Annotated in this window: 22 protein-coding genes and 12 tRNA genes; 28 read left to right on the top strand and 6 right to left on the bottom strand. The window is 54.4% G+C overall.

What is annotated here, in order from left to right:
• The 13 genes from BLO51_RS17340 to BLO51_RS17280 all read left to right on the top strand — a co-directional run bounded on the left by BLO51_RS17340 (window position 1) and on the right by BLO51_RS17280 (window position 1,837).
• Window positions 1-77: transfer RNA gene (locus BLO51_RS17340), tRNA-Asp, on the top strand.
• 42 nt (window positions 78-119) lie between these two features.
• Window positions 120-195, top strand: a tRNA-Phe gene (locus BLO51_RS17335).
• A gap of 3 nt (window positions 196-198) precedes the next feature.
• A tRNA-Thr gene (locus BLO51_RS17330) sits at window positions 199-274 on the top strand.
• A 14-nt stretch (window positions 275-288) separates the two neighbouring features.
• A tRNA-Tyr gene (locus BLO51_RS17325) sits at window positions 289-374 on the top strand.
• 6 nt (window positions 375-380) lie between these two features.
• A tRNA-Trp gene (locus BLO51_RS17320) sits at window positions 381-454 on the top strand.
• An 18-nt stretch (window positions 455-472) separates the two neighbouring features.
• Window positions 473-548 (top strand) — tRNA-His (locus BLO51_RS17315).
• A 13-nt stretch (window positions 549-561) separates the two neighbouring features.
• A tRNA-Gln gene (locus BLO51_RS17310) sits at window positions 562-633 on the top strand.
• 8 nt (window positions 634-641) lie between these two features.
• Window positions 642-716 (top strand) — tRNA-Gly (locus BLO51_RS17305).
• Between the two features lie 3 nt (window positions 717-719).
• A tRNA-Cys gene (locus BLO51_RS17300) sits at window positions 720-793 on the top strand.
• A 13-nt stretch (window positions 794-806) separates the two neighbouring features.
• Window positions 807-895 (top strand) — tRNA-Leu (locus BLO51_RS17295).
• A gap of 19 nt (window positions 896-914) precedes the next feature.
• A tRNA-Arg gene (locus BLO51_RS17290) sits at window positions 915-991 on the top strand.
• Between the two features lie 3 nt (window positions 992-994).
• Window positions 995-1,073 (top strand) — tRNA-Leu (locus BLO51_RS17285).
• A 137-nt stretch (window positions 1,074-1,210) separates the two neighbouring features.
• Window positions 1,211-1,837 carry an SGNH/GDSL hydrolase family protein gene (locus BLO51_RS17280; protein WP_090673880.1) on the top strand — a complete coding sequence of 209 codons (627 nt, stop codon included), beginning with the start codon at window positions 1,211-1,213 and terminating at the stop codon, window positions 1,835-1,837.
• A 102-nt stretch (window positions 1,838-1,939) separates the two neighbouring features.
• Here BLO51_RS17280 and BLO51_RS17275 read toward each other — a convergent pair whose 3' ends face one another.
• The 3 genes from BLO51_RS17275 to glpX all read right to left on the bottom strand — a co-directional run bounded on the left by BLO51_RS17275 (window position 1,940) and on the right by glpX (window position 4,990).
• Window positions 1,940-3,001: a polysaccharide deacetylase family protein gene (locus tag BLO51_RS17275; RefSeq protein ID WP_090673878.1), complete on the bottom strand. Its 1,062-nt coding sequence runs from the start codon at window positions 2,999-3,001 to the stop codon at window positions 1,940-1,942.
• Window positions 3,002-3,124: 123 nt separating this feature from the next.
• A complete protein-coding gene (locus BLO51_RS17270; protein ID WP_090673876.1) occupies window positions 3,125-3,943 on the bottom strand; it encodes a sulfite exporter TauE/SafE family protein in 819 nt (272 codons plus the stop codon).
• A 75-nt stretch (window positions 3,944-4,018) separates the two neighbouring features.
• Window positions 4,019-4,990 carry a class II fructose-bisphosphatase gene (gene glpX / locus BLO51_RS17265; RefSeq protein WP_090673874.1) on the bottom strand — a complete coding sequence of 324 codons (972 nt, stop codon included), beginning with the start codon at window positions 4,988-4,990 and terminating at the stop codon, window positions 4,019-4,021.
• Window positions 4,991-5,199: 209 nt separating this feature from the next.
• Between glpX and BLO51_RS17260 the strand changes: the two genes are divergently transcribed.
• From BLO51_RS17260 to BLO51_RS17240, 5 genes are all read left to right on the top strand, one after another.
• On the top strand, window positions 5,200-5,868 hold the full coding sequence (locus tag BLO51_RS17260) for a helix-turn-helix transcriptional regulator (protein ID WP_245719709.1): 669 nt from the start codon (window positions 5,200-5,202) through the stop codon (window positions 5,866-5,868).
• Between the two features lie 31 nt (window positions 5,869-5,899).
• A complete protein-coding gene (locus BLO51_RS17255; protein ID WP_090673872.1) occupies window positions 5,900-6,706 on the top strand; it encodes a pyruvate, water dikinase regulatory protein in 807 nt (268 codons plus the stop codon).
• A 180-nt stretch (window positions 6,707-6,886) separates the two neighbouring features.
• Window positions 6,887-7,504 (top strand): molybdenum cofactor guanylyltransferase, encoded by a 618-nt coding sequence (mobA, locus tag BLO51_RS17250; protein ID WP_245719708.1) that lies wholly within the window; start codon window positions 6,887-6,889, stop codon window positions 7,502-7,504.
• Between the two features lie 99 nt (window positions 7,505-7,603).
• Complete coding sequence (moaA, locus tag BLO51_RS17245) at window positions 7,604-8,611, top strand: GTP 3',8-cyclase MoaA (protein WP_090673870.1); 1,008 nt, start codon at window positions 7,604-7,606, stop codon at window positions 8,609-8,611.
• Between the two features lie 3 nt (window positions 8,612-8,614).
• On the top strand, window positions 8,615-9,871 hold the full coding sequence (locus BLO51_RS17240; RefSeq protein WP_090673868.1) for a molybdopterin molybdotransferase MoeA: 1,257 nt from the start codon (window positions 8,615-8,617) through the stop codon (window positions 9,869-9,871).
• Between the two features lie 47 nt (window positions 9,872-9,918).
• Here BLO51_RS17240 and BLO51_RS28660 read toward each other — a convergent pair whose 3' ends face one another.
• A complete protein-coding gene (locus BLO51_RS28660) occupies window positions 9,919-10,014 on the bottom strand; it encodes a dihydroorotate dehydrogenase (RefSeq protein WP_143006908.1) in 96 nt (31 codons plus the stop codon).
• 338 nt (window positions 10,015-10,352) lie between these two features.
• Here BLO51_RS28660 and BLO51_RS17235 point away from each other — a divergent pair, with 338 nt between their 5' ends.
• The 9 genes from BLO51_RS17235 to BLO51_RS17195 all read left to right on the top strand — a co-directional run bounded on the left by BLO51_RS17235 (window position 10,353) and on the right by BLO51_RS17195 (window position 17,073).
• Window positions 10,353-11,537: a GNAT family N-acetyltransferase gene (locus tag BLO51_RS17235; RefSeq protein WP_090673866.1), complete on the top strand. Its 1,185-nt coding sequence runs from the start codon at window positions 10,353-10,355 to the stop codon at window positions 11,535-11,537.
• A 274-nt stretch (window positions 11,538-11,811) separates the two neighbouring features.
• Window positions 11,812-12,111, top strand: a complete 300-nt coding sequence (locus BLO51_RS17230; RefSeq protein WP_090673865.1) for a hypothetical protein — start codon at window positions 11,812-11,814, stop codon at window positions 12,109-12,111.
• A gap of 50 nt (window positions 12,112-12,161) precedes the next feature.
• Entirely contained in the window at window positions 12,162-12,842 is a 681-nt protein-coding gene (locus tag BLO51_RS17225; RefSeq protein ID WP_090673863.1) for a PspA/IM30 family protein, read from the top strand.
• Complete coding sequence (locus BLO51_RS17220; RefSeq protein WP_090673861.1) at window positions 12,839-13,357, top strand: PspC domain-containing protein; 519 nt, start codon at window positions 12,839-12,841, stop codon at window positions 13,355-13,357. The genes BLO51_RS17225 and BLO51_RS17220 overlap by 4 nt, the downstream gene beginning before the upstream one ends.
• 2 nt (window positions 13,358-13,359) lie before the next feature.
• Window positions 13,360-14,058, top strand: coding sequence for a PspA/IM30 family protein (locus BLO51_RS17215; RefSeq protein WP_090673859.1), 699 nt, complete (start codon window positions 13,360-13,362; stop codon window positions 14,056-14,058).
• Between the two features lie 136 nt (window positions 14,059-14,194).
• Window positions 14,195-14,845 (top strand): cell wall-active antibiotics response protein LiaF, encoded by a 651-nt coding sequence (liaF, locus tag BLO51_RS17210; protein WP_090673857.1) that lies wholly within the window; start codon window positions 14,195-14,197, stop codon window positions 14,843-14,845.
• A gap of 19 nt (window positions 14,846-14,864) precedes the next feature.
• Window positions 14,865-15,941, top strand: a complete 1,077-nt coding sequence (locus BLO51_RS17205; RefSeq protein WP_090673855.1) for a sensor histidine kinase — start codon at window positions 14,865-14,867, stop codon at window positions 15,939-15,941.
• On the top strand, window positions 15,922-16,569 hold the full coding sequence (locus BLO51_RS17200) for a response regulator (RefSeq protein ID WP_090673853.1): 648 nt from the start codon (window positions 15,922-15,924) through the stop codon (window positions 16,567-16,569). Before BLO51_RS17205 ends, BLO51_RS17200 begins: the two co-directional genes overlap by 20 nt.
• Before the next feature lie 222 nt (window positions 16,570-16,791).
• Window positions 16,792-17,073 (top strand): hypothetical protein, encoded by a 282-nt coding sequence (locus BLO51_RS17195; RefSeq protein ID WP_090673852.1) that lies wholly within the window; start codon window positions 16,792-16,794, stop codon window positions 17,071-17,073.
• 17 nt (window positions 17,074-17,090) lie between these two features.
• Here BLO51_RS17195 and BLO51_RS17190 read toward each other — a convergent pair whose 3' ends face one another.
• Window positions 17,091-17,786, bottom strand: coding sequence for a hypothetical protein (locus tag BLO51_RS17190; RefSeq protein WP_090673851.1), 696 nt, complete (start codon window positions 17,784-17,786; stop codon window positions 17,091-17,093).
• Window positions 17,787-18,132: 346 nt separating this feature from the next.
• On the opposite strand from BLO51_RS17190, the gene BLO51_RS17185 reads away from it, so the two are divergent.
• A complete protein-coding gene (locus BLO51_RS17185) occupies window positions 18,133-18,579 on the top strand; it encodes a GNAT family N-acetyltransferase (RefSeq protein WP_090673850.1) in 447 nt (148 codons plus the stop codon).
• 100 nt (window positions 18,580-18,679) lie between these two features.
• On the opposite strand, the gene BLO51_RS17180 is transcribed toward BLO51_RS17185, so the two are convergent.
• Complete coding sequence (locus BLO51_RS17180; RefSeq protein ID WP_090673848.1) at window positions 18,680-19,045, bottom strand: hypothetical protein; 366 nt, start codon at window positions 19,043-19,045, stop codon at window positions 18,680-18,682.
• Window positions 19,046-19,264: the final 219 nt, after the last annotated feature.

Here is a 19,264-nt window from a genome sequence, read left to right as displayed (position 1 = left end):
GGAGCCGTGGTGTAGAGGCCTAACATGCCTGCCTGTCACGCAGGAGACCGCGGGTTCGAATCCCGTCGGCTCCGCCATGATTTACAATTTGCATGAAATGAGATACAATAAATAAATACGGCTCGGTAGCTCAGTCGGTAGAGCAGAGGACTGAAAATCCTCGTGTCGGCGGTTCGATTCCGTCCCGAGCCACCATTCGCCGCTGTAGCTCAATTGGTAGAGCAACTGACTTGTAATCAGTAGGTTGGGGGTTCAAGTCCTCTCGGCGGCACCATTGCAATTTTATATGGAGGCTTAGCGAAGTGGCCAAACGCAGCAGACTGTAAATCTGTTCTCTGACGAGTTCGGTGGTTCGAATCCATCAGCCTCCACCAGTTCATAGGGGCATAGTTTAAAGGTAGAACAGCGGTCTCCAAAACCGTTAGTGTGGGTTCAATTCCTGCTGCCCCTGCCAAAATATCTTCATACTGTGGCGGTCGTGGCGAAGTGGTTAACGCATCGGATTGTGGCTCCGACATTCGAGGGTTCGATTCCCTTCGATCGCCCCATTACACATGTCATTGGGGATTAGCCAAGCGGTAAGGCAACGGACTTTGACTCCGTCATGCCTAGGTTCGAATCCTAGATCCCCAGTTTATATTGCGGAAGTGGCTCAGGGGTAGAGCATCGCCTTGCCAAGGCGAGGGTCGCGGGTTCGAATCCCGTCTTCCGCTCCATATGGCGCCATAGCCAAGTGGTAAGGCAGAGCTCTGCAAAAGCTTTACCCCCAGTTCGAATCTGGGTGGCGCCTCCAACTTTCTTTCTTCGCCGGAGTGGCGGAATCGGCAGACGCACAGGACTTAAAATCCTGCGGTAGGTGACTACCGTACCAGTTCAAGTCTGGTCTTCGGCACCACTCCAACAATTTAAAATGTGTGCCCTTAGCTCAGCCGGATAGAGCGTTTGACTACGAATCAAAAGGTCAGGAGTTCGAATCTCTTAGGGCACGCCACTTGCCGATGTGGCGGAATGGCAGACGCGCTCGACTCAAAATCGAGTCCGAAAGGGTGGAGGTTCGAGTCCTCTCATCGGTATAAATAAGCCTTAAAGATCAAAGAGATCTTTAGGGCTTATTTTTTTATCGATTCTTCACATTACGATATACAAATTCGACAACTTTTAGTATGGTACTAAAAGAAGCACTATATCCTAATGTTGGAGGAACAGGGTCATGACAAAGATCGAAGATGGGGCGGTTGTCTTGTTTCAAGGAGACAGCATTACGGATTGCGGAAGAAACAGGGAGACCGGGGCGGACTTAGGCCGGGGCTACGCTCTCATCGCTTCTGCGTTATTCGCCAGCAAATATCCGGAGAAACAAGTCCATTTCATCAACCGCGGAATCAGTGGCAATCGGGTAATGGATTTGCAGCAGCGCTGGCAGGAAGATTGCCTCGATTTGAAGCCGACATGGGTTTCGATCTATATCGGAATTAACGATACATGGCGGCGTTATGATCGCAACGACTCGACTTCAGTGGAAGCGTTTGCGGAAGGTTATCGTGAGCTGATTGTTCGTACCAAGGAGACGCTTGATGCGAAGCTAATTTTAGTCGAACCGTTTGTGCTGCCGGTGCCGGAAGACCGGAAACGATGGAGAGAGGACTTGGACCCGAAAATCAACGCCGTTCGCGAGCTCGCACGGGAATTTGAAACGCTGTACGTGCCATTAGACGGGTTGTTCGCGGCGGCAAGTGTCAAAGCACCGCCCGCCTATTGGGCACCTGATGGCGTACATCCTTCCCCGGCAGGTCACGCGCTTATTGCCAACGCTTGGCTGGAAGCTGTGCAAGCCTAAAGCAACGTTGCTGATACAAATAACAACCAAGGGATGCCCTTCTGCCGGTGCGAGGGGTGTCCCTTTTTAGGTTGAAACGTTCTGATTGTTGAAGGCGATAACTCAATCCAATTGCTTGGATACTTGCAAAAGCTCAGGCAAGGTAACCATCTTCAGATTACGGGATTTTAAAGTCTGGATTACGGTCGGGAGCGCTTGGACGGTGCCGTTCAAGTCTTGCCCCGGCCCGCCGCCGGAATGCTGTAGAATGATGGAACCCGGCTTGACATTAGTGAGAATGTTCGAAATTACTTTTTCTTGCCCAAGCTGTTTCCAATCAAGCGAATCGACATTCCAGTTCACAATGCGGTAGCCGTGTTCCGATGCCCACAGTAGTTGGCTTTCGCTAATCTCGCCATAGGGTGGTCGCAGCAGGTGGGGGGAATATCCGATCAGCCGCTTTAAGGCTTGCTGTGTTTGAAGCACCTGCGACTGGAACAAGTCGTCGGACAATTTGGTAAACAGTTTGTGGCTGTACGAATGATTGCCGATCACATGACCTTCGCGAACAATTCGCTTAACCATTTCCGGATGCTTCTCGGCTTGGGCGCCGACTAAGAAGAAAGTGGCGCGAACCTGATATTTTTTCAATACATCCAACACCTGCGGCGTAAATGTCGTGTCGGGGGCATCGTCAAAAGTTAAGGCGACTTGCCCGGAGGCGGCTGACCCCCGCAGCAGCAGTAGCTCCGGATATTTGCGCACAAGCTGGGATAAAGAGAGCCGTTGGTTTTGCCCGGATGTTTCTTTGGACGCTTTGGCTGGTTGCGGTTTGGATTTGGGCTGCTTTTGCGTCTTGGCCTCTGCTGGCGGAACTTCGGCCGGTGTGGGAGCAGGTGCCGGTGCAGGAGCAGGCGGCACCGAAGGGGACGGGACCTGCTTCACGGTCGGAGGGGCCGGAGGCCCAGCCAGAGATAGCGGGCTGCCAGTGCCCGTTTCTGCTGCTTTAGCCGTGTTCTGAGGCGCAGCTTCGGCAGGCCCGTTCCCCGGGGGCATAGCTTGCGGCGAATTTGCGGCAGGCGTGCATGCGGTTAGAGCCAAGCAGAAGATAAGACCCGACAAAGACAGTCTTTTGAATCGATAAATGGATAATAGTAAAAAAGCCGCGGGCGTTCGCTTTTTCATGTGGGCTTGTTCTCCTTTATGCAACAGGTTGCGTTCCCTTAGTTTGGGATAAAGAGAGACGAATTATCCGCTCATGAAAATGATGCCACGAACGCCGCGGCGAATCGTATGGAGCTAACGAAATCAGATAAGGACCAAGCCTTCCCAGATCATTTTGATAGAGACAATAACGAAGGTGATACGCAGTACCCAAAGCAGCTTTTTGCTGCTCAGCCGACCGGCGATTCTCGCGCCGAGCCAGCCTCCGACAATGGCACTGGGCGCCAAGCCCAACACCATCCACAGGTTCACTTCTCCTAAGCTAAAATGCGTGAAGCTGCCCATAAGGGATGATAGCAGGATTACGAACATGGAAGTCGCTGTCGCTACATGGGGAGGATACCGAAAAAGCAGCACCATAGCCGGAACGAATAGAGAGCCGCCGCCAATTCCGAATAGGCCCGAAATGAATCCGACCAATAGTCCGATGATCAAGGCGGGCAGTACGCTGTAGCCGTAATGATATGTATTTCCATTGCCGTCCGTATACGTGCGCTGAATATGCCACTTCACGTTTAACGGCTTCAAGTAGTCGCGCAGCACGAGCAGTATGGCCATCAGCAGCATGAAGAGGCCGAAGCTGAGTTGAAACGATTTGGCGTTGACAAATTGCGTGGTATACGAGCCGAGAATGGCTCCCGGACCGCATGTAACGAACAAGAGCCAGCCGCTTTTGAAATCGACTTTTTTCTGCTTGACGAAGGTCAGGGTCGAAGACAATGCCGTAAAGATCAGGACGGCCAGCGAAGTGCCTACCGCCGTCGATACCGAAATCGTCTGTCCGACGAACACGGGGCCTAAATAAACCAGAGCGGGGACAATAATAATACCGCCGCCGAGACCGACCAGGCTCCCGAAGGTAGCAGCGATCAGCCCGACAGCGGTATAAAATAATATACTCATGTGCAAACCTTCTTCCGTGTCGAATAGTTACTTCATGGTAATATTAACACAGGAAGAAAATAGTTCAATACCGGGTTATCCGATATCGTTAAGAATATTTTTATTAGGCAAGTAATGAATCGATTGAATGAACCGGATCGTTTTTGTTTTTGCCCGCATGACGATCGAATGCGTTTCTGCCCGGGAGTCGGGCAAATAGCGGACGCCGTTTAAAAATTCGCCGGGGGTAATGCCCGTTGCTGCAAAAATAACGTCATCCCGGCCGATCATATCTTCCATCGTCAAAACTTTGTGCGGGTCGGTAAGTCCCATGGCGATGCAACGGTCGTATTCTTCCTGATTGGAAGGCAGCAACTTTCCTTGCAGCTCTCCACCCAGACATTGCAGCGCCGCGGCCGCCAGCACGCCCTCGGGTGCACCGCCAGAGCCTACATACATGTCAATGCCGGATTCGGATAAAGCGGGAGCCATAGCCCCTGCGACATCGCCGTCGCTAAGAAACTTGATTCGTACACCGACCCGGCGGAGGGTCTCGATCTGCTTACGGTGCCTGTCGCGGTCAAGAATCATGATCGTAAGATTACTGAGCGGTTTATCCAAAATGTCGGCGGCCCGTTGAAGCGTCGTTTCGAGCGGGTCTGTCAAACTGAGCTTGCCGGCGAGAGCCGGTCCGACAGCCAGTTTTTCCATATACATATCCGGCGCGTGCAGCAGATTGCCTTTGCTGGCAATGGCAATGACGGCCAGCGCGTTGTTCAATCCTTTTGCAACCAGCTCCGTGCCTTCGAGCGGGTCGACGGCCACGTCCACCTCAGGACCTTGCCCGTTGCCTACTTGTTCGCCGATATACAGCATCGGCGCTTCGTCCATTTCTCCTTCTCCGATGACGACGGTCCCGCGGACGGAAACGGAATCGAACATGGCGCGCATGGCGGTCGTCGCCGCACCGTCGGCTTGAATCTTATCGCCCCGGCCCATCCACCTTGCCGCGGACAGCGCCGCCAGCTCCGTTACCCGGACGATCTCAAGTGCCAATTCCCTTTCCACCAGTTCAGCCCCCTATAAAATAAATGGTCACGTTTCAATATATATAGTATAATTAATAAATAAATAATGCGCAATAAACACTTGATAAAAATTAATTAGTGCGTTATATTTCGATTGGAATCTCGGATGAAAAACGGTTCTATGAGTTTCGGACTATTTTTGGTACAATTGGATTGGAATGTGGCACAGCGATAAACCGCAAAGGCTGCTTGAGTGAGGAGGGACCGGTCATCGAACTGACTGCGCGCCAACTGCAGATCGTAGAATTGGTAAAGGCACACGCGCCCATTACGGGCGAACAAATAGCGGAGATGTTAGGTCTAAGCCGCCCGACCCTCCGGTCGGATCTGGCCCTGCTTGTCATGCTCGGGCTTGTGGATGCCAAGCCGAAGGTGGGCTATACCCCTGGCTCGTCCATGACGCCGGGCTCCCAAGTTTCCCGCAAACTGCTGGGCATAAAGGTAAAGGATGTCCAATCGATCCCTGTTGTCGTTCGGGAGAATGCTTCCGTGAACGACGCGGTCGTGATGCTGTTTATGGAGAACGTCGGCAGTCTGATCGTCGTGGATGACGAGGATTGCCTGTCCGGAGTCATTTCCCGTAAAGATTTGCTTAAATTCACGCTCGGCAATACGAATGCGGCTTCCATGCCGGTCAGCATGGTCATGACCCGCGAGCCGAACGTTATTCATGTCTCTCCCGATGAATCCGTGATCGACGCGGCGCGGAAGATGATTCATCATCAGGTTGACAGCTTGCCTGTCGTCGTGGAATCCAAAGCCGCTCAGGTGAGCGGAAGATCCCGGTGGGACGTTGTCGGACGGGTGACAAAAACGATTATGACGAATATTTTGGTCGATCTGGCGATGGACCGTTAGGGCATTTATGAACAAAGGAGAAGAAAACCGGATGAAGGAAGAGCAACAGTACGAGATCACGATATGCTCGGATTCCGTCGGGGAAACGGCGGAAGCGGTCGTTAGAGCGACGATCCGTCAGTTTGACGCCCACCAGGTAAGAACGAAGCGGATCGGCCATATTAAAACCGAGGATGAAATCCGTACCATTATGGAAGAGGCGGCCAAACGCGGCGGCTTTGTGGCGTATACGCTGGTACAGCCGGAGCTTCGGGAGATGATGAAGGAAGAGGCGGTCCGCCTCGGCGTCCGTGCGGTCGATATCATGGGGCCGATGATGCAGGCGTTCATCGATACGTGGGGCGATGCGCCGAAGCGGAAGCCAGGCTTGCTTCATCAGCTGGACGAGGATTATTTCCGCCGCGTGGAAGCGATCGAGTTCGCGGTCAAGTGCGACGACGGACGCGATACGAGCGCCCTGCTGAAGGCGAATCTCGTCTTGATCGGAGTTTCACGGACGTCGAAGACGCCGCTCAGTATTTTTTTGGCGCATAAAGGGATAAAAGTATCCAATCTGCCGCTCGTGCCAGAGGTCAAACCGCCCAAAGAGCTGTTTCTGGTACCGGGCAACCGGATTGTCGGCTTGACGATGGATGCAGACAAGCTGTACAAGATTCGGACAGAGCGACTGAAAGCGGTCGGTTTGCCGTTCGGGGCGAAATATGCCGCGATTGAGCGAATCGACGAAGAGCTCCGCTATGCACAAGCGTTGATGAAACAGGTTGGATGCTTGGTGATCAACGTAACGGATAAAGCAATTGAAGAAACAGCCGGCATTATTATGGGGTACTTAAATTGATGGCAGACGAGAGGCTTGAACCGACGGGTTCGGGCCCTTTTTGCCTTTGCGAATAAAAAAGCCTTTCCCGGATATGCATGGAAACTGGAACAGTATCTGAAGACGGAGTGCAGCAGCTTCGTCCACGTACGGAAGGAAGGGATAAAGGCGATGGGGCGGTATGGCGGGCAAAGGCGTGCCATGACAGGCGTAATCTTGGCAGGCGGGCAAAATCGGCGGATGGGCGGCCAAAGCAAGGCGCTGCTTATGTACGAAGGCAATACGTTTTTGGCCAGGCAGCTGACCGAGTTGGGAAGTTTGTGTGCGGAGCTGCTTATCGTGACGCAGGAGCCGGAACGGTACGAGGCCGTCGTTCACGCGTTCTCCGGGGAGTCTCCGGTGCGGATCATTCCCGACCAGCAGCCGGGCCGGGGGCCGCTTGCCGGTTTTCAGGCCGCCATGAGAGCGGCGTCATACGAGGAGCTGTGGATCGTCGGCTGCGATATGCCGTGGGTTGACGCCGAAGCGGCGAAGGTCCTCTCGGAGCTGCGGAGCAGCGTTGGCGCAGATGCTGCGGTTGCCAAGATCGACGGAAGGCTTCATCCGCTGCACGGCGTATATCTCAAGAACTGTCTTTCCGAGGCGGAGCGGCTGTTGGCGGCGAACGATCTGCGGTTGATGGGGCTATTGGATTCGGTTGCTCTGCAGGTGGCGGACGAATCGTTTCTGGAGCGGAAGGGAATTTCAAAGGGATTTATCCGGAATATTAACGATCCGGACGAATATGAGAGGCTTACCGGCAAACGACTCAGGTTTTAGCCGCTTTTGCACGCCTTTCATCGAATGCTTTTTGTTTATGGAAGACGGGCCTGTTTTGTGACATAATGGTGGGTATAACCGAGAACGGGGGCATGCAGGATGTCACAGATATTGAAGGATCGCTTTGGCCGCATTCATGACTATCTTCGAATTTCCGTGACGGATCGATGCAATTTGCGATGTGTGTACTGTATGCCGGAAGAAGGCATGGAATTCGAGCCGGAGGAAAAGCTCTTGACGTTCGAAGAGATCGCCGAAGTCGTGCGGGTGCTTGCCGGGTACGGAGTTCGCAAGCTGCGGCTGACCGGGGGCGAACCGCTCGTACGCAAAAACCTGGAGCAGCTCGTGCGGATGTTGAGCGCGATCGACGGCATTGAAGATATCGCTTTGACGACGAATGCGATCCACTTCGCTTCGCGGGCGGAAAAGCTGCGCGAAGCCGGGCTCACAAGAATTAATGTCAGCCTCGATTCCTTGCGGGCGGACCGGTTTTCTCTCATTACGCGCGGAGGTGATTTGTCGCGCGTGCTGGCGAGTCTGGAAGCGGCATCCCGGGTCGGACTTGACCCGATCAAGCTGAACGTCGTTTTGATGAAAGGTCTGAACGACGACGAAATCGAAGATTTTCTGAAGCTGACGCTGGAGCGCGGTTTGCATGTGCGCTTTATTGAATATATGCCGATCGGACATGACGATAATGGCTGGAAAACGAGATATATTCCGCTAGACACGGTGCTGGAACGCTGTGAAACCATAGGATGGCAGGTGGAGACGCTGGAGGAGGGGGTCCGGGGAAACGGGCCTTCGCAAAATTTCCGGATTACCGGGGCAGCCGGCACGTTCGGGCTGATTCATCCAGTCAGTGACCATTTCTGCCAGACGTGCAACCGGCTGCGTCTTACGTCGGACGGCAATATCAAGCCTTGCCTGTACTGGTCCGACGAGTTCAACGTGCGCCGTTATATTGGCAACGATCAGGCGCTGGCCGAGTTGTTCTTCCGGGCGCTGGACGTGAAGCCGGAAAGCCACGAGATGGTTAAAGCGCTTCTGAGCGAGCAGCATAGTCATACGCCTACCTCCCGGCGCATGTCGCAGATCGGGGGTTAAAGCGTGAGCGTCTTGAAATTCGGGCGGCGGGCCATCAGTCTTGAAGAGGCGCAGCGGCGTGTACTCCAGCATGTCCGCCTTCAGGAGATGGAAGAGGTGCCGCTATTCGAGGCTTACGGCAGGCGGCAGGCGGAAAACGTTTGCGCCGGCAGCCCGCTGCCGCATTTTCGGCGATCGGGTGTTGACGGCTATGCTTTGCGCGCATCGGATACGGCAGGAGCTTCTCTTGCGGCGGCGGTTTGTTTGGAGGTAGCGGAAACGGTTCCTTGCGGCTCGGTTCCGGCGAAGACGATCGGCCCGGGCCAAGCGGCCAGAATTATGACCGGCGCTGCCGTTCCCGAGGGGGCGGATGCGGTTGTGATGCTGGAGATGACCAATGCGGTCCACCAGGAGGTCGGCCTTGGGGGTACAGTGGCGGTTCACAAAGCGATGAATCCCGGCGACAATGTGACCCCGGTAGGAGAAGAGGCTGCTGCCGGGGAGCCGCTTTTGCGGAAGGGCTGCACTATCGGACCGGGGGAAGCGGCCGTGCTGGCCGCCTTCGGCTATAGCCTTGTGAACGTGTACAAGCGGCCGAGAGTAGCGATCTTCTCTACCGGCTCCGAGCTGCTCCCTGTAGACGCGCCGCTCGCGCCGGGTAAAATCCGGGGCAGCAACGGGTATATGCTAGCCTGTCAAGTACAGCAGGCAGGCGGAGTACCGCTGCTGATGCCTTTTCTTCCCGACGAAGCCGACCGGGTGGAACGGGAACTGCTGGCAACTGCGGAGCAGGCGGATCTGTGGATAACGACCGGAGGCGTGTCGGTAGGGGATAAGGATGTGCTGGCCGAGCTGTTCGCCCGGTGGGACGGCGAGCTGCTTTTCAACAAGATCGCGATGCGTCCGGGAAGTCCGACGTCGGTCGGTCTGTGGCGGGACAAGTTGTTGTTCGCTTTGTCCGGCAATCCTGGAGCTTGCTATGTAGGATTCGAGCTGCTGGTACGCCCCTACCTGCGCGCCTTGCAAGGGGCGCCCAACCCGCTGCCCTCTGCAGCGACAGCGGTATTGGATGCCGACTATGGGAAAGGATCGGCGTATCCCCGATATATCCGCGGATCTTCGCACGTGGAACAAGGGACGGTCCGCGTGAGGCCCGCCGGTCGCGACAAATCCAGCATTATGGTTTCCATCAAAGAGACCGACTGCTTAATTTGTCTTCCGGCGGGCGGGCGAGGAGCTCGGCTGGGCGAGATGGTGCGAGTTTTGACGATCGGGGATTGAAGTAAAACCCCCTATCGGAGTAACGTTCCTGACAGGGGGGCGGTACATTAGATGAACAATGAACAGGAAACGATGACGAGCAGAATAAACAGCACCAGGATAACACCAGTGGAAGTAAAGCCGAATCCGCCAAAGTGGCTCATATGACATCCCCCTTTCAGAAGGCATGTTAAATGATATGAACGAATGCCGGGTGCTGATTGGACGTACGCCCGATTATTCAACGGAAATACAACTGTCGGCGGGCAGGAGACAGTACTCTGACTGTACCGGTTACGAATCAAGAGCGGATAACTGCTACGATTTCTGCCATGTCACCCCAACTTCTGGCCAAAACAAGTACAAAGGATTTTTACGTAGAATCTGTTGGAAAATTAGGCTACAATGGCCGGGACAAGGTGCGAAGGCATGAGAAGCGCCGATAAGCGGGGAACTGGACGAAGTCTCCGGTCTCCGACAAAAGTGGAAAGGGTGGATACGCATGAACCAGCGGTTGGAAATTCGCAATATTCCGAATGAACATCTTATGGACAGCTTGCAAATGTCTGCATTCGCTTTTCAAGATGAGCTTACTCCTGAAAAAGTCGAGAAGAGGAAGAAGCTTTTCGATTCGAACCAGATGTGGGGAGCTTATGTAGACGATACGCTTGCGGCGAAAATGGCCATTCTTGATTTGCAAACATATATTCAAGGCAAGGCGTTCGACATGGGCGGAATCTCAGGCGTCGCCACATGGCCGGAGTACCGGCGGGGCGGTCTGGTGGCCAAGCTGCTGTCGCACGGACTGCGGGTGATGCGGGAGAAAGGCCAGACGGTGTCGTTCCTTCATCCTTTTCAATTCTCGTTCTACCGTAAATACGGCTGGGAAACGTATACAGAGTATAAATCGTACGAGATTTCTGCCCAGCAGCTTCCAAAACTGGGCGCGCAGCCTGGGCGGATCGTTCGGACCGGCCATGATGTCAAGCTGCTGAACGGGATCTACGAAGCTTACGCCAGCAGGTACAACGGTACGGTTATTCGAAATGAAGCTTGGTGGAAGCACCGCATTTTCAGCTTTACAGAAGGAACGGTAGCCGTATATTATGATGCGCAGAATCAGCCTGCGGGCTACGTATATTATCAGGTAAAGGATAATATCCTTAAAATTCACGAGCTGGTCTATCTGCACCAGGGGGCTTGCCTGGCCCTATGGCGCTTCTTGGCCGATCACGACTCGATGCTGGATAAGCTTGTGATGAAAGCGCCCGCGAACGATAAGCTGCCGTTTCTGCTCGACAATCCCCGGATCAAACAAGAGGTCGTGCCTTATTTCATGGCTCGGATTGTGGATGTGGCCGGCTTTTTGACCAAGTATCCATTCGCGTCGGGGGTGGAATGGTCACTGCAGCTGGAGGTAAAAGACGAGCATGCGGAATGGAACAACGGCTGGTTCCTGCTCCAAGTGGACGAGTCGGGGACGGCCCGTGTAACGCCTGTCGCAAGCGCTTCGCCCGAGCTGCCGACCGCCAGCTGCACGATCCAGACGCTTGCCGCTATGCTGACAGGGTACCAACGCCCATCCTTTTTGATGGACATCGGCAGGCTAACCGGCACGACGGAGGTGTGCGAATCGCTGGAGCGGCTCGTTCCCACACGCCAGACGTATTTGCTCGACTTCTTCTAGACTTCAACCTGCCAACTGGATACAGGCCCCTTCGAGGATATCGCTCGAAGCGGGCTTTTTTTGTTGCGCTTGTTTTGGAGAGGAGACCTCGGGGACAAGCACAAGCAATTCCTTGCACTAAGGCGGGGTCTCCTCTTGTCCAAGGCCGAGTGGCGTACTGGACTTAAGTCCAGTTTCAAAAACCGCCGCAGGTCCGTTTTGGGAAATGCCGGATTCACCTAGAATAAAGACATAAGCAAAACGACAACAAAAATGAAAGGCGGTGAGTCAATCCATGAAAATGAACCGGCATACCGGACTCGCGTTCCTCCTGATCTTCTTCGGAGCGTTGATCCTGAGCCACAAGCTTGGCTTTCAGCTCGGACACCATTTGATGAGCTACTTGTTCCCGGCGGCAATGGTAGGGCTCGGATTCGTAGGACTGAGAAACGGAAAAACGATCATCGGGTGGGGGCTGATCATCCTTGGCGGCCTGTTCCTCTTCGGTAAATTGTCCGGCCTGTTCGCCATCCTGATCGCCATCGGCTTGATCTGCTACGGCATCTCGCTGCTGCGTAACAAATCGGTATATTAAATCAAACAAACGACGGATTGAAATTCGGAGAAAAGGTGGTTGAGCAAAGCATGAGTTTAGGGAAAAGATTCCGGGATATTACGGTTGCGCACTTCAACGAAATGCTGGAAAACGCGGAAGACCCGGTTCGCCTGATCGATAAATATCTTGCGTCCCAGTCGGAGCAAATCCGCGAGTCCGAACGGCTGCTGCAGCAGTGCCTGTCTCACGCCGCTTCGCTTCGCCAGCAGTATGTATCGGCGGAACAGCTCAAGGAGCGCCGCGAGCAGCAAGCGATGCTGGCGCTGAGAGCCGGCGAGGAAGAAGTGGCGCGCATCGCGCTTCAAGAGAAAATGCAGCAGGAGGAAAAAGCGACGCAGTACCGGGCGCTGTACGATCAAAGCAAGCTGGGGATCGTCGAGCTGGAGGAGCAGCTTCAACAGCTTAAGGCCGATTTCGACGAAATTGCCTCGAAACGCAACTACTATATCGCGCGGCTGGAGTCCGTTAGGCTGCAGCAGCGTATGAACGAAAGGTTGCGCTCGATGGGTGCAGGTCCGAATCCGCGGATCTTCGACCGGCTGGACGAGCGGGTCTCCGATATGGAACTGACTGCGCGCACCCTGCGGGAAGTGAGAGGCCAAGTCCGTGAAGCATGGTCCGCCGTAGGCAGCGCGGCATCGCAGGCGCTGGAACAAGAGCTGGCCAAGCTGCGGACGAAACTGAAACAGGAGGGCTGGGATAAATCATGAGCAAACTATACCGTTCCCGTTCCGATCGCAAAGTAACCGGCCTGTGCGGCGGTCTCGCGGAATCGATGAATATTGATGCTACACTGCTTCGTCTGATCGTGGTGGTAACGGCTTTCTTTTCCGGAGGCGTCGTTATTCCGCTGTACTTCCTGGCAGCGTTGGTCATCCCAAGCGAGCCTTGGACCGGGGGGCCTCATGGCTACGGACCGTCCTACGGCGGCGAAGGCTGCGGACAGCCCGGCGGCAATTACCCGAACTGGAGAGAGTGGAGACGCGCCGAGAAGCACTACCGTAAAGCGCAAAGACATGGCTGGGCCCCGCCGCAAGAAGGCAACCGCTATGAAGGTGAATATGCGGCCTCCTCGAATCCGAGCGGTACCGCTGGCAGCAATCTGGACGATATGATGAAAGATATTGAGAAAAAAGCGATGTGGAAAGAAATCGAAGAACTGCGCAGCAAAGTATCGCAATACGAAAAAAACCAAAATCAAAAACCATCTAAAGGAGATGTTTAATAATGGGCGTATTTTCCAGAATTAAAGACATGACGAAGGCTTCGCTGCATGAGCTGCTTGACAAGGTTGAAGATCCGATCATCATGCTGAATCAATATTTGCGCGACATGGAAGAAGAAATCGCGCAAGCCGAAGTGACGGTTGCCCGTCAAATCGCCAGTGAGCGCAAGCTGAAGGAGCGTCTGGAAGAAGCGGTTCGTCTGACGGCGCAGTACGAAGGACAAGCGAAGGAAGCGCTGAAGAACGATCAGGAAGCAACGGCGCGCCAAGCTTTGGAGCAAAAGCTGTACTACGAGGGCAAGATCTCCGAGTACACGGAAATGCACGAGCAGGCCAAGGCGCAAGCGGCCGAGCTGGTTCAGCAGCTGCATGAAATGAAAGATGCGTTCTACCAAATGCGCAACAAACGCAGCGAGCTGATCTCCCGCGCTCAATTGGCAAAGGCGAAAAAGCAAATGGCCGAAGTGACGGCAACCAACGTGATCGATGGTGGCAATGCCGTAAAAGGCTTCCGCCGCATGGAAGAGAAGATCATGTCGCTGGAAGTCGAAGCGGAAATCGCGCGCAAGCCTTACGTGGGTGGCGGCTATGCCGGTTCGGTGTACAGCAGCGCCGTGTCGGTCGACCCGGCGAAGCAGCAAAAAATCGACGATCAGCTGCAGCTTCTGAAAGAAAAAATGTCCAGCGAGCAGGGGAAATAATCTTCACGAAAAAGCTGTTGGAGCAAAAGCTGCACTTGTGATATGCTATGTAAGGCAAAAGCCATGGACGTCCTTCTGTAAGGCGCTATGGCTTTTGCCGGTCATCAAGAATTTACCGGAAAAGGGGGCGACACGGATGAACCGCAAACGAAACCGCAACATCGCGCTGGTCTTGATCGGCGCAGGGCTTTTCCTTCTGGCGGACAATCATCTCGGATTTTTCACCGTGCTTGCCCTCTTTTTGCTTTTGCTGGGAGTGTATAAGGTTCGTTCGGGCGCCGCGCGCAAAGGCTACATCATGATGGTTATCGGCCTGCTGATGCTCGCAGGGGGAAATTTTACGCTGATCTTGGCCATTATCCTTATTTCGCTCGGCTTCTTCTACAATAAATCGCGTAAAATTCACCGCAGCGAGCAACATTACCGCAAGCAAAGCGTCATCGACAGCATCCGGTGGGGACGGGAGCCTTGGGTTCTGCGCAACATGTCGATCTGGAACGTGCTGGGAGAGCTGCAGATGGATTTGACCTACGCGATCCATGAGCAGAAGGAGACGACGATTATTTTGCAGGGGGTCATCGCCGATATCGATCTGATCGTTCCGGAGGATGTAGGTCTTACCGTTACGGCTTCCGTCTTGTTCGGGCAAACGAGCATCGGGTATGACAAAGAAGCCGGCGTGCTGAACAAGATGGTGTGGCAGTCGCCCAATTACTGGACAGCGGACCGTCAGGTAAAGCTGGAGATTTCGTATATCGTAGCCGATATTGATATTAAAATCGTTTGATGCACGGAGGACGGCGGGAATGGACGGACATGACAAGCGGTTAACCAACATGATATGGCGAAGCATGGCGGAGTCGATCGGGCTCAGCCTTGTTTTGTTTGCCGTGATCGTCTATTTCCTGCAGTCGAACGGCTACTTGAACGCTTTCGAAACGTGGCAGGATGGCGTGTTCATGAGCCTGACGCTGATTGCAATCGTTGCAGCGGTCGGAGGCTCGTACGGCCTATGGTATAGCAGCCGGATGAAGCACCGGCTGGAGACGCTGCGCGAAGTGATGCTCTCGCTGGAGAAGGGTAACCTGAGCCGTTCGGTACCGCCGCTCGGCGAGGATGAGATCGGCCGGCTCGGCGATCAGTTGAATGCGATCACGAAAAAATGGGAAGAGCAAGTTTCCTCGCTGCAGCGCCTGTCCAGCAACAATGCCCAACTGGCGCAAAAAGCGAAATATTCGGCCATCGTGGAAGAACGGCAGCGGCTGGCAAGGGAACTGCACGACGCCGTGAGCCAGCAGCTCTTTGCGATCTCAATGACGGCGACGGCCGTCGGCAGGACGTTAGACAAAGATTTCGAGAAAGCGCAGCGGCAAATTTTCCTCATTGAGGAAATGGCCTCGGTAGCGCAGTCGGAGATGCGCGCTTTGCTGCTTCACCTGCGTCCCGTGCATCTGGAAGGCAAGCGTCTGGCCGAAGGCTTGATCGAGCTGGTGCAGGAGCTGTCTTCGAAAGTGCCGATGCAGATCGATAGCGAGCTGATCGAAGACATCAAGCTGCCGAGCGGGATTGAGGATCACCTGTTCCGTATTGTGCAGGAGGCGTTGTCCAATGCGCTCCGGCACTCCAAAGCGACCAAGCTGGAGGTGAAGCTGACCCAGCCGTCAAGCGACGCGGTTCGGCTACTCATTCGGGATAACGGCGTCGGCTTCGAGCTGGATATGAAAAAGCAGGCTTCGTACGGGCTGGTGACGATGCGGGAGCGGGTAAACGAAATCGGCGGCTCGCTCAACTTAATCACGGCGCCTGGCAAAGGAACGCGCATTGAGATTCGCATTCCGATTATGGCGGAAGGAGGACTTGAGATTGGAAGAGACGACGATTAAAGTGCTGCTGGTCGACGATCATGAAATGGTTCGCATCGGTCTTGCCGCCGTGCTAAGCACGGAGGACGGTATCGAGGTGGTCGGCGAAGCGAGCGGAGGACAGGAAGGCATCCGGCTGGCATTGGAATACAAGCCGGACGTCGTGCTGATGGATTTGGTCATGGAGGGCATGGACGGCATCGAGACGACACGGCGTCTGCTGCAGCAGCATCCGGAATGCAAAGTAATCGTGCTGACGAGCTTTATTGACGACGAGAAAATTTACCCAGTGATCGAAGCGGGAGCGTTCAGCTACTTGCTTAAAACGTCGCGTGCCGCCGAAATTGCCCAAGCGATCCGCTCGGCCTTCAAAGGCCAGTCGGTGCTGGAATCCCAAGTTGCTTCCAAGCTGATGAATCGCTTCCGCGGGCCGAGGCCGGCTGCTCAGCCGCATGAAGAATTGACCGAACGCGAGATGGAGGTGCTCCGGCTCATTGCCGCGGGCAAATCGAATCAGGACGTAGCCGATGAGCTGTTCATCGGGGTCAAAACGGTCAAGTTTCACGTCACCAACATTTTGGCGAAGCTTGGGGTGGAGGACCGCACGCAAGCCGCCATTTATGCGTATAAGAACGGTTTGGTCGAGTAGTGTAAGGGGTAAAAAGCTCTCAAGAGGACCTGAAGAATTCGGGATTTCCTTCTTGAGAGCTTTTTTAAAGTTTTCTTAATAAATGTGAGTTTTGACACGTTTCCTTCGTCTATATAGATGTAAATGTTCGAAGTCGAGGAATCCGTTCCGTTTGTCGGATCATAGGAATAGTAAAATATATACAACGGATCGTAGACATCAAGGAGAGGAGATGAGAGCCGGATGAACGGATTAGCTGTTGAAAACCGGAATGAGACTAGCGTTCCATTAACGTTCGGGGAAAAAACGGAGCTGTTGAAGCGGTACGAAGTGTATTGCTACCAGGTCGCTTTTTATTTATTGCAGCAGGAGGTGGGAGCGCGCCGCTCGGCCGAGGAAGCGCTGCTCGCCTTATACAAGCTGGACGGTTTCTTTGCTCTGCCGGAGCACGAGCGCAAGGAAAAAGTGAAGGCTGCCGCCATCCGGCACGCATTGTCGGTGCGAAGCGGGCGCCAGCCTTCTTGATGCGCGAATGAATCTTCTTAATAGCGAGCATTCATAAGAATGCCCGTGAGCGGGGGAACAGGCCAATAGCTGTGCGGCCTTTTGCCCGGCAGTGCGGTGTAATGGCCGAAGGTGCGGGCTTCCGTAGCGCGCCGCTCCAGCAGGTCCGCCGGAGGAATGGCATGCAGGGCGGCAGCCGCCTGCGTCAGGCGCGATATCCAACCGTCGATGCCCTGAAGCACGGCATTCGCATGCTTTTCCCCGCTGTCGAGCTGCGTCTGCAGCTTATGCTCATCCAAGCTTAAGGTGCCGTCGGCCTGCGGGACCACGCCTAACTGGTCAAGCTCTTCCTCGGCAGGGGCGCCGATCCCCTGTTTTCTCCATGCGGGCCGCAGAAGGACGCCGGCTTCGGACAAGGCGTTCGCCAGTTCGTTGTAGCCGTCGACAAGTCCCTCCACCAGCCGGAGCGATGCGCCGTTGCTTTGCAGGGCGGCCCTGGCGTTCTCCGCCGTTTGTTTCAAGGCGCCTGCTGCCGTGACGATGGTTCTGGCATCCCCCGCCGCCCGTTCCGCAAAGCGGTCGAACGCATAGGAGGGTTGTCCCGTTCCTTTCTGCGGTCGTCCGCGGTAACGTGTGCCTGCTACGTCTTCTTGTCTTCTGCGCTGGTCTTCCAAGGCAAACCACTGCTTATGAATTCGATACGAACGAATCACGCTCTGAATTGGAGCGATCATGCCCGATCACCTCACTGTCAATGGAACGTTTTTCTTTACATTATAGCGGAAGACATTCCTTCCGTAAACGGATCGCGCTTGACAGGCTGCAAAAGGATGAAGTATGATGATTTATCAACCAAAACCTGTAAAAGGAGCTCGCGTCAGCACATGAATTGGGTTCAATGGATCGTCATCGCTGCCGTTTTGCTTGTCAGCGTGCTGTTTATGATGTTTGTCGGCAAAAAATACAAAAAGTAACCGGCCTGTTTTTTTTCGCCTCGTACTCATTTCTTCTTAACGTTCCGCCACCGCCTATCATACGATAAAGTACTTAAACTTTATGCGCAGAAAGGCGGTTTTAGCCATGCTCCGCAAACGCATTCCCAAGCAGGACGACGGCATTTTATACGGATTGGTGGAAAAGCTGCTCCTTCCCTTTGCGCGTCAGACGGTACCCGATCTTCGCGTGAGCCGTACGGATATTCTCAAACGGCTCAAATCCTGTGTCACTTACGTCGATACCGCGGCCGGACGCTTGCCGGTCGGATTTATTGCGCTGCGCGTGGATCGGGATAAGCGACTGTCTGTCGATATGCTGGCGGTGAATCCGAAGTTTCAGAGCCGCGGTATCGGCGCGCGCTTGATGCGTCGGGCGGAGCGTACGGCGGGGGAACGGGGATGCCGCGAAGTGGTTCTATGGGTAGACGAGGCGAATACGCAAGCACAGACTTTTTATGTACGGAAAGGCTACGATACGGTTCACTATGACGCCAGGCTTCGCTGCTATATGATGATGAAGCGGCTGGGCTAGCCACAGATGCTGCCGACACCGGCACCAAGGCTCTCCCGCGCGATGGCGGCGAAAGCCTTGGTGCTATTGCGCTGCGCAGGCGGGCCGTTGTTCGACCGCGTTAGCTGGGCACGATCAAGGCCCCGATACTGGCGATGTCCAATGCAAAGGGGGCGCCGAACAGCCCGGAATCCGGATAAGGCGTGGGGAACGCTTCGTTCGCGGCGGTTGTTCTCGGCTTGTCGGATTTTTTCGTTTGGGCGCGGGCTTTTCCCAGACTGCTGCTCTTTGCTCTGGTCTGTTTACTTTTGGCGGGTGCGTTTGCATTCGATTGAATGCCGGCCGCCGTCTCGTTTAAATAGATCTTTCCATTGTCCAACCGGCTGAGCGTGCCGACAAGCTCCGTATCGTCTTTCAATATAATGAAAACCGGTTGGCCGTAATACGGCCTGCATTGTTCTTCGTTAATCGGATAAATCGGTCTCACGCGAGGGTCACCTCCGAAGTTGATTTCTACACTTCAGACTATGCGGCATTTGTGCCGGTTGTACGGGACAAATGTCCCGTATGCGCATGCCTATTTTCCGTGAACGCGCTTGCATGCGACAGAGTATTGAATCTCTCGACGGTTTTCGATATGCTAAAGGGGTAAAGGGAACGGACAGGAAACAATTGTCGTTCCTTATCTCCTATTCTCTATAGAAAG

Source organism: Paenibacillus tianmuensis, assembly GCF_900100345.1.
In the GTDB taxonomy this organism is placed as follows: domain Bacteria; phylum Bacillota; class Bacilli; order Paenibacillales; family NBRC-103111; genus Paenibacillus_G; species Paenibacillus_G tianmuensis.
The sequence above is the reverse complement of the archived record's forward strand: the minus strand, read 5'-3'. Positions and strand labels throughout refer to the sequence as shown.